Consider the following 8,365-nt stretch of genomic DNA (forward strand, 5'->3'; position numbering starts at 1 on the left):
CAGTAGCCCGCGGCCGCCACCTCGGTCTCGCCGGTGGCGACGCCGATCGCGTCGACCGCGGCCTCGATGCCCTCGCGCATGTAGGATTCGAAGTCCTTGTCGCGGTGGCGCTCGTCCGGGTTGACCCATGAGATCACGAACACGGTCAGGCCCTGGTCGACCATCCAGCCGATCAAACTCTTGGCCGGGTTCAGGTCGAGGATGTAGAACTTGTTGATCCAGGGCGGCACGATCAGGAACGGGCGCTTGAGCACCGTCTCGGTCCGCGGTGCGTACTGGATCAGCTCCATCAGGTCGTTGCGGAACACCACCTCGCCCGGCGTCACCGCCACGTCGACGCCGAAGGTAAAGGCGTCGAGGTCGGTCTGGCGCACCCGCAGCTCGCCCTCGCCGGCCGCGAGGTCCTCCTGAAGCATCTTCATGCCGCGGACCAGGTTGGCGCCGTTCTCCTGGAGGGTGTGGCGGATCAGCTCCGGGTTGGTCATCACGAAGTTCGAGGGCGAGAGCGCGCCGGTGACTTGGCGCAGGTAGAATTGCGCCTTGTGGCGCGTCGCCTCGTCGAGGCCCTCGGCCTCCGCGACCAGCCCCTCCGCCCAGCGCGCGGTGATCAGGTAGGCCTGCTTGATGAAGTCGAAGTACGGGTTCGACGACCACTCCGCGTGCGCGAACCGGGCGTCCTTCGGCTCCGGCTGGGCGACCGGAGCCGCGGCCTCGCCCTGGAGGCGGAACCACGTCGAGCCCCACAGCGCCACGAAGGCCTCGCTGAGCTTGGCCTGCGCGTCGAGGCTCCGCTTCGGGTCCGACAGCCACGTCTCAGCGACGATCCCGAGAGTGCGGACGATGTCGTTGACCTCCTGCGGGGGACCGGCCGCGCCAGCGTCCGCAGGCTTCATGTACCGGGCGGCGGCACGTCCGAGTTCCTCGATGAACTGCCCGGCATTGCGCGACAGCGCCTCGAAATCCGGCATCGCGGGCGTCGGTGTCTGCGGCGTTGTCACGCGTGATCCACTCCCTGGCGGCGTCCGCGCGGGCGGCGCGGCGGGCCCGAACGAACCGCCGCGCGGCGGCCCCGGGCCTCGTTTCCGACAAATTAACGCGCCAACCCGGACTTTGCCCAGCGCGGCATGCATCGACGGCGATACATCCACCCCATGGTTCCAACGCATCGTCGACGCGCCGGCCGCCTCACCCCCTCCGCCGTAATCCTCCGCAGCCTCGCCCTCGGCGCGGCCGCCGCGGTCGGCGCCTGCTCCGGCGACGTCAGCCCGATCCGCACCCTGGCCGTGGAGGCCGGCTACGGCCCCAAGACCGTCGCGGCGCCGGACTTCGTCACGGCATCGCGGCCGAAGGCGGCGGCCGCGTTCATGCCGGTCGGCGTCTCGGCGCCCCCGCGCCCGGTGCGGGCGAAGTCGGCCGAGAGCCAGAAGGCCCTGGAGGCCGAGCTGGAAGGCGCGCGCGGGCGCAACGAATCGAAGGGGCGCGCCGCCGAGAGCGCGGGGAAGGCGACGAAACCCGCGAGCGTGCCGGCGCAGTAGGCGAAAGATTGCGGGTCGGCGGCGGCGCGCTTCGATGGTAGAGAGGCCGACCGCCCCCAGCAAGGCCGCCCGTGCGCCTTGCGGGACCCGCGCCGCTGGACAGATGGCCATGACCGATTTCCACCGCATCAAGCGCCTGCCCCCCTACGTCTTCGAGCAGGTCAATCGGATCAAGGCCGCAGCGCGCGCCAACGGCGCCGACATCATCGATCTCGGCATGGGCAACCCCGACCTCGACGCGCCCAAGCACGTCATCGCGAAGCTCTGCGAGACGGCAGGCCGCCCGCGCACCGACCGCTACTCGGCATCAAAAGGCATCGCGGGCCTGCGCCGGGCGCAGGCCGCCTACTACCAGCGCCGGTTCGGGGTGAGCCTCAACCCGGACACCCAGGTCGTGGCGACGCTGGGCTCCAAGGAGGGCTTCGCCAACATGGCGCAGGCGATCACCGCGCCCGGCGACGTGGTGCTGGTGCCCAACCCCAGCTACCCGATCCACGCCTTCGGCTTCCTGATGGCCGGCGGGGTGATCCGCGCGGTGCCGGCCGAGCCGAACCCGGCCTTCTTCCCGGCCCTGGAGCGGGCCATGCAGCACTCGATCCCCAAGCCCGTGGCGCTGGTGGTCTGCTACCCGTCGAACCCGACGGCGATGGTAGCGAGCCTGGACTTCTACCGGGACCTCGTCGCCTTCGCCAAGCGCCACGAGATCATCCTGTTGTCGGATCTCGCCTACGCCGAGGTCTACTTCGACGGCGCGCCGCCGCCCTCCGTGCTGCAGGTGCCGGGTGCGATCGACTGCACGGTGGAGTTCACCTCGCTGTCCAAGACCTACTCGATGGCCGGCTGGCGCATGGGCTTCGCCGTCGGCAACGAGCGCCTGCTCGCGGCGCTCTCCCGGGTGAAGTCCTACCTCGATTACGGCGCGTTCACGCCGATTCAGGTGGCGGCCACCGCCGCCCTCAACGGGCCGGACGACTGTATCCACGAGATGCGGGCAATCTATAAGAAACGCCGGGACGCCCTCGTCGACAGCTTCGGCAAGGCCGGCTGGACGATCCCGGCACCCTCCGCCTCGATGTTCGCCTGGGTGCCGATTCCCAACCGGTTCAAGGATCTCGGCAGCCTCGAATTCTCCAAGCTGCTCCTGGAGAAGTCCGACGTCGCGGTGGCGCCCGGCATCGGCTTCGGCGAGTTCGGCGACGGTTACGTCCGCATCGCGCTGGTCGAGAACGACCAGCGCATCCGGCAGGCCGCCCGCAACGTCCGCCGCTTCTTCGAGACGGCGGACCGGACGCTCCACAACGTCGTACCGATGGCCAAGACGGCGTAACGAACGCCGCGCGCGGCCGCGGCGGACGTTGTTGCGGCCGGGCGACACGGGCGGCCCAAAGCGCCCCCGGGCCGGTCGCGATGCTTGTCACGTCCCGGCGTGGTGCGCAGGGTCGATCGCGGACGATCCGTCCGCGTGTCCGAGGCTTGCATGCGCCGCCTGTCCCTGACCGCCGCCCTCGTGGCCGCGGCCGCCGCGTCGGCCTGCGCGCCGAACCCGATCGTCGCGCGCGATCCGATCCCGGCGCCCGGCCCGGACGCGGCCTTCGCCTGCGATGCGAGCCCGCTTGTGCTGAACGCCTTCAGGACGGAGTGCACGCCCGTCGCCCAGGCGCCGCGCACCGTCCTGCGGGCGAAGGGCTGAGGATCGAAGGCCGCCGCGTCGCGGGGGATAACCCGAACCGGCCGTACCCTCCGGCCACGGACAATCCGCGCGGTCCGGCATAGTCTCGATGAACGAAGCCCGGGCAGCCCCGCCCACGCGACGGAGCACAGCGTGACCTCAGCCATCCGATCCAGCCTCGCCGCCGGCCTCCTGTGCCTCGGGCTCGCCGACGCCGGGACGGCCGCCGCGCAAGCCCCATCCTACATCTTCCAGGGGCCCGACGGGCCGACCGTGCTCCAGGTCGATGCCGCGGATCGGCCGATCGTCCCGCCGTCGCGGCCCGACCTCGCCGTGCCCGCGATCCCGGTGCCGCAGGTGATGAACGGGAGCAGCTTCGGCCTGACCGGGTTCAACTACTACGACGAGGCGTCCATGGAGACGCGCAGCGCCGGACGCACGCCGCGGCGGTACGTCCTGGCACCGGCCTGGATCACCGGCCCCGGGGCGCGCTGAGGCAGTCCCGCAGGCCCGCCTCGGCCTGCGCGAGGAAGGCCGCCGACCAGCGCTCGGCGCTCGGCGGATCGAGGTGCGAGCCGTCGCGCGTGCGCAGGCCCGTCAGCCGCGGCAGGATCGCGGGAGCGCCGAGGTTTTGGCCGAGCGCCGAGGCGGCCGCCGAGGCGTCGTCCTGCGAATTCGGCACCGCGGTCAGGAACAGGCAGCGCGGCGGAAGGTCGAGCGCCGCGAGGAGGTCTCGCGCCAGCGCGTCCGGTGTGGGCGCGTCGGCCGCGGATGACGGCAGCGGAGCGCCCGGACCGGCATCGATCTCGGTCGCGGCCTCCGACGGCAGACGGGGGTTCCAGATCCACGAGCCGGTGCCGGCCACGCGGTAGACCCCGTCGCGGCTTCCGCGGCAGAGCGGTTCGAGCGCGAGCCGCGCGCAGAGGCCGCTGCGCAGGTCGAGGGCGACCTTGCTGCGCAGGCCCGCGACCAGGGCGCGCCACGGATCGTCGCGGATGCGGATGGCCGGCGGCGATTGGCGCGCGGTGAAGAACGGGTCGGCGTTGACGATGATAGCGCGCGGGCGTGCCCCGGCCCCGGCGAGCACCCGGTGGGCGAAGGCGCTGCCCTCGTTGTAGCCGAAGCCGGCCCGGTAGATCGCCGCGTCACTTTGCTTCGCGAAGTCGTCCATCGCCGCGGTCGAGAAGGCGAATTGCGCGCGGCTGTTGCCGAGGACGACGATGTCGGCGCGAGCCAGCGCCGCCACGGCCGCCGGTTCCAGGCCGAGGGCGAAGGCCGCGTGATCGTAGTCGCCGACGCCGCGGCACTCCGCGACGAAGCTGCCGGGCACCGGGCTCGGCCGGCAGCGGACGGCCGCGGGGAGGCGGCCGAGTACGAGCGTCCCCGCGCCGGCCGCGAGGGACACGAGCAGGAAGACGAGAGTGAAGCCGCGCCACGCCATGGCGACGCGTCCTACGCGATTCGCGCCCGTCTGCGGACCGCTTGCGCCGCAGCGCCCGCGGTGCGACGCGCCGCACGGCTGGTCAGCCCTTCGACGGATCGTGCCCCCAGTTCATCAGGGAGAGCCACCACGCCGAGTGGGGATCGGTGCGGGATTTCCCGCCCTGCGCCGAGTGCCGGCGGACGTAGGAGACGACCTTGCGCATGTGGGCGTAGTCGTCCTCGGTCAGGTCCGCCTTCTTCTTGTCCTTGATCTCCAGGATGCGCCGGCCCTCGGCATGGCCGGTCGACTCGCCGCCGTCGGTCTTCTGGCCGACGGACTTGCTCGCCTCGCCATCGAGATGCGTCCTCAGGGCGGTCGCGGTCATGTTCACGACCGCGTTGAACTCTCCCCAGGTCTTCGCGTCGTCGTGCGTCTCGTCATGCTTGGCCGTCATCGTACCCGTCCGCAGGCTGGTTGAGAAACGCCCGGTCAACGCGCGAGCCACGCAGCGTTTCAGGCGGGATCGCGCGGTGCGGGGCCGCAGGGTCCGGCGTTTACAGGCGAGGCCCGCGCCGGTATCACCCCGCTGAACCCCGCCCGAACCACCACCGAAGCGACACCCCCTCGAAATGCGCGCCGAGATCGAGCAAGCCTCGGATGCCGCCAAGCAGTCGATCGGGCTGCTGAGGAGGCATCTTTGACTGGGACACCGTCGACAAGCGCCTCGCGGAGCTGAACGCAGCCTCCGAGAACCCCGAGCTTTGGAACGACGCGGACGCGGCCCAGAAGGTCATGCGCGAGCGCAACCAGCTCGACGAGGCCGCGAGCGCGATCCGCAAGCTCCAGCAGGACCTCGACGACGGGGCGATGCTGATCGAACTCGGCGAGACGGAGGGGGACGAGGCCTCGATTCGGGAGGGCGAGGCCGCGATCCGCGCCGTCGAGAAGGAGGCGGCCGGCCGCCAGATCGAGACCCTGCTGTCGGGCGAGGCCGACGGCTTCGACACCTACCTCGAGGTCCACGCGGGCGCCGGCGGCACCGAGAGCCAGGACTGGGCCAACATGCTCCAGCGCATGTACGGGCGCTGGGCCGAGCGGCGGAAGTACAAGGTCGACATCGTCGAGTGGTCGGACGGCGAGGAGGCCGGGATCAAGGGCGCGACGCTGCTGATCAAGGGCCACAACGCCTACGGCTGGCTCAAGACCGAGTCCGGCGTTCACCGGCTGGTGCGGATCTCGCCCTACGATTCGAGCGCGCGGCGGCACACGAGCTTTGCCAGCGTGTGGGTCTACCCGGTGATCGACGACCGGATCGAGATCGAGATCAAGGAATCGGACTGCCGCATCGACACCTACCGCTCGTCGGGCGCGGGCGGCCAGCACGTCAACACCACGGATTCGGCGGTGCGCATCACCCACAACCCCACGGGGATCGTGGTGGCGTGCCAGCAGGAGCGCTCGCAGCACAAGAACCGCGCCACCGCCTGGAACATGCTGCGCGCGCGGATGTACGAGGCCGAACTGAAGAAGCGCGAGGAGAAGGCCAACGCCGAGGCCGCCTCGAAGACCGACATCGGCTGGGGCCACCAGATCCGCAGCTACGTGCTTCAGCCCTACCAGTTGGTGAAGGACCTGCGCACCGGCGCGCAATCGACCGACCCCGAGGAGGTGCTCGACGGCGACATCGACGCCTTCATCGAGGCGTCCCTCGCGCAGCGCCTCTACGGCGCCACCGAGACCGTCGCGGACATCGACTAGATGCGGAGCGTCAACAGGTTGTCCTCGGAGAGACCGAGGCGGCGGATGGGCGTCTCGGCGTCGATGCCCACGTGCGTCCGCTGCCAGTCGTAGCGGAACAGGAAGGCTTGGCGTTCGCCGCGGCGCTGATCGGATCTGTCGTAGGCTCCGGCATAGGCCCACTCCCTCAGCGAGGTCTGGACGAAGCGTTCGACCCCGGATCGCGTCCGGGGCAGGCTCTTACCGTTGGTCTTTGGCGTGTCGGGTCGGATTCCGCTTGTGGCGGATGCGCAAGAGACGCAAGGTCTTCGTAGCGTCGGCGTCGCGCGCCAGTACTGCGGCCCATCGGCAGGGGCGAACTGACAATTCTTAGAGCCGTGCCCGACCGCGCTGCAATCAGGCACGGCTCTTAGTCTTTGTTCTAACCCGCTCTCTTACGCCGAACCGGCGTCCACTTCGGCGGAGAGCGTTCTAGTCTCGCTCACCCTGGCGCAGGGCGAGGTGCCGGTGGGCTCGCGTCTGTTCCTGCCCGAGGCGTGGACGAGCGATCCGAAGTGCGCGCAGGCGGGCGGGCCCGAGCAGGCGATCACACCGCGGAGCAAGGGTGAGATCGCCCTGGCGGAAGTCGATCGCCTGGCCGCCATAACGCGTTAAACCTGCAAGCCCTTTCGCATTTTGCCGCCAATGAGGGATGACAAGCCCGCCGCCAAGTTCGTTCGGCCGTCCCGAAACGCCCACGCAAGAACCCTTGCGGAACACTTACGGAACGTTTAGTGTGTTCGTGTTTTGTTTCTGCGACCTACCCTGTTTCAGCCGCCTTCACGAACGAGTCCCCGCCGATGCTGACGCGCAAGCAGTTGGATCTCCTTCAATTCATCGAGCAACGCATGCGGGAGAGCGGCGTGCCGCCGTCCTTCGACGAGATGAAGGACGCCCTCGACCTCAAGTCGAAATCCGGCATCCATCGCCTGATCACCGCACTGGAGGAGCGCGGCTTCCTGCGGCGCCTGCCGAATCGGGCCCGGGCGATCGAGGTGATCCGCATTCCGGAGAGCCTGAGCCGCGCGAAGGTGACGACCACGCCAGCGCCCGTACCGGTCGAGGCGCGCCGGTTCACGCCGAGCGTGGTCGAGGGCGGCCGCTCGCGGGAGGCCCGGCCGCGGCCGGCGGCCACGCAGATGGTCGATGACAGCGGGCGGGCGATCTCGATCCCGGTGATGGGGCGCATCGCGGCCGGCACGCCGATCTCGGCGATCCAGAACCAGAGCCACGCCATCACCTTGTCGCCGGACTTCCTGGCGGGCGGCGAGCATTACGCCCTGGAGGTGCGCGGCGACTCGATGGTCGAGGCCGGCATCCTCGACGGCGACCTCGTCGTGATCCGCAAGCAGGACACCGCCAACACGGGCGACATCATCGTCGCCCTGATCGACGACGAGGAGGCGACGTTGAAGCGCCTGCGCCGGCGCGGCTCGTCGATCGCCCTGGAGGCGGCCAACCCCGCCTACGAGACCCGCGTGCTCGGTCCGGACCGGGTGCAGATCCAGGGACGTCTCGTCAGCCTCGTCCGGCGCTACTGAAGGCTCTCCGCGGGCAGATCCGGAGGCGGATCGGCAATGGGCTCGTCCAGAGGTCCTTCGGACGAGCCGTCGGCGGGACGCGGGGGCGCCGCCATGCCCAGGAACCCGGTCGAGGGCGGTTTCACGCTCGCGGGCGCTTCGGGGTGCCAGGGTGGCGTCCGATCGGTGTCGTGGGCGCGCGCGACGTGGAAGCCCTCCGGCGTCAGGCGGATCGCCACGGCACCGGACGCCGCGAGGTAGGTCCGGTCGATCACGAGGGCGGCCGCGCATCCCGGCGGCGCGGCGAGCGCGGTGATCAGCACGTCGGCCCGGGCACAGTCCTCGGCGAAGCCGCGGCGGTCCTTGAGGAGCGCGACCGCGCGGCCGTCGCCTGTGCGGAAGGTGCAGCCGATCCGGTCGCAGGCCGTGCCGCCTGCGGCCT

At 70.5% G+C, this 8,365-nt stretch carries 9 protein-coding genes and 3 pseudogenes; 7 read left to right on the forward strand and 5 right to left on the reverse strand.

The window, feature by feature from the left end:
- Positions 1–998: pseudogene (locus ACFE8Y_RS19290) on the reverse strand (class I poly(R)-hydroxyalkanoic acid synthase); the annotation flags it as partial.
- Between the two features lie 153 nt (positions 999–1,151).
- On the opposite strand from ACFE8Y_RS19290, the gene ACFE8Y_RS19295 reads away from it, so the two are divergent.
- From ACFE8Y_RS19295 to ACFE8Y_RS19310, 4 genes are all read left to right on the forward strand, one after another.
- The gene (locus ACFE8Y_RS19295; protein WP_375465994.1) at positions 1,152–1,535 is read left to right on the forward strand and encodes a hypothetical protein; all 384 of its coding nucleotides are present in this window, start codon (positions 1,152–1,154) and stop codon (positions 1,533–1,535) included.
- 109 nt (positions 1,536–1,644) lie between these two features.
- On the forward strand, positions 1,645–2,862 hold the full coding sequence (locus ACFE8Y_RS19300; RefSeq protein ID WP_375465995.1) for an LL-diaminopimelate aminotransferase: 1,218 nt from the start codon (positions 1,645–1,647) through the stop codon (positions 2,860–2,862).
- A 150-nt stretch (positions 2,863–3,012) separates the two neighbouring features.
- The gene (locus ACFE8Y_RS19305; RefSeq protein WP_375465996.1) at positions 3,013–3,225 is read left to right on the forward strand and encodes a hypothetical protein; all 213 of its coding nucleotides are present in this window, start codon (positions 3,013–3,015) and stop codon (positions 3,223–3,225) included.
- 132 nt (positions 3,226–3,357) lie between these two features.
- Positions 3,358–3,699, forward strand: coding sequence for a hypothetical protein (locus ACFE8Y_RS19310; RefSeq protein WP_375465997.1), 342 nt, complete (start codon positions 3,358–3,360; stop codon positions 3,697–3,699).
- Here the strand turns inward: ACFE8Y_RS19310 and ACFE8Y_RS19315 are convergent.
- Entirely contained in the window at positions 3,677–4,645 is a 969-nt protein-coding gene (locus ACFE8Y_RS19315; RefSeq protein ID WP_375465998.1) for a hypothetical protein, read from the reverse strand. The genes ACFE8Y_RS19310 and ACFE8Y_RS19315 overlap by 23 nt on opposite strands.
- Before the next feature lie 82 nt (positions 4,646–4,727).
- Positions 4,728–5,081, reverse strand: a complete 354-nt coding sequence (locus ACFE8Y_RS19320) for a DUF3140 domain-containing protein (RefSeq protein ID WP_375465999.1) — start codon at positions 5,079–5,081, stop codon at positions 4,728–4,730.
- 175 nt (positions 5,082–5,256) lie between these two features.
- Between ACFE8Y_RS19320 and prfB the strand changes: the two genes are divergently transcribed.
- Positions 5,257–6,385 (forward strand): peptide chain release factor 2 gene (prfB, locus tag ACFE8Y_RS19325; protein ID WP_375466000.1). Its coding sequence is split into 2 segments (ribosomal slippage): positions 5,257–5,325 and positions 5,327–6,385, totalling 1,128 coding nucleotides; the frame shifts between segments, so codons are not numbered across the junction.
- Here prfB and ACFE8Y_RS19330 read toward each other — a convergent pair.
- Positions 6,382–6,673: pseudogene (locus tag ACFE8Y_RS19330) on the reverse strand (integrase core domain-containing protein); the annotation flags it as partial. The gene prfB and the pseudogene ACFE8Y_RS19330 overlap by 4 nt on opposite strands.
- A gap of 81 nt (positions 6,674–6,754) precedes the next feature.
- On the opposite strand from ACFE8Y_RS19330, the gene ACFE8Y_RS19335 reads away from it, so the two are divergent.
- Together ACFE8Y_RS19335 and lexA are read left to right on the forward strand one after the other, a co-directional pair.
- Positions 6,755–7,018 (forward strand): transposase, encoded by a 264-nt coding sequence (locus tag ACFE8Y_RS19335; RefSeq protein WP_375466002.1) that lies wholly within the window; start codon positions 6,755–6,757, stop codon positions 7,016–7,018.
- A gap of 185 nt (positions 7,019–7,203) precedes the next feature.
- The gene (gene lexA, locus ACFE8Y_RS19340; RefSeq protein WP_375466001.1) at positions 7,204–7,944 is read left to right on the forward strand and encodes a transcriptional repressor LexA; all 741 of its coding nucleotides are present in this window, start codon (positions 7,204–7,206) and stop codon (positions 7,942–7,944) included.
- Here the strand turns inward: lexA and ACFE8Y_RS19345 are convergent.
- A pseudogene (locus tag ACFE8Y_RS19345) lies at positions 7,938–8,365 on the reverse strand (competence protein ComEC); the annotation flags it as partial. The gene lexA and the pseudogene ACFE8Y_RS19345 overlap by 7 nt on opposite strands.

Origin of the sequence: uncultured Methylobacterium sp. (assembly GCF_964242245.1) — a bacterium.
Lineage (GTDB): Bacteria > Pseudomonadota > Alphaproteobacteria > Rhizobiales > Beijerinckiaceae > Methylobacterium.

Coding starts and splice junctions, on each gene's coding strand:
- ACFE8Y_RS19295 (WP_375465994.1), top strand. CDS start 1,152: ATGGTTCCAACGCATCGTCGACGCGCCGGCCGCCTCACCCCCTCCGCC.
- ACFE8Y_RS19300 (WP_375465995.1), top strand. CDS start 1,645: ATGACCGATTTCCACCGCATCAAGCGCCTGCCCCCCTACGTCTTCGAG.
- ACFE8Y_RS19305 (WP_375465996.1), top strand. CDS start 3,013: ATGCGCCGCCTGTCCCTGACCGCCGCCCTCGTGGCCGCGGCCGCCGCG.
- ACFE8Y_RS19315 (WP_375465998.1), bottom strand. CDS start 4,645: ATGGCGTGGCGCGGCTTCACTCTCGTCTTCCTGCTCGTGTCCCTCGCG.
- ACFE8Y_RS19320 (WP_375465999.1), bottom strand. CDS start 5,081: ATGACGGCCAAGCATGACGAGACGCACGACGACGCGAAGACCTGGGGA.
- lexA (WP_375466001.1), top strand. CDS start 7,204: ATGCTGACGCGCAAGCAGTTGGATCTCCTTCAATTCATCGAGCAACGC.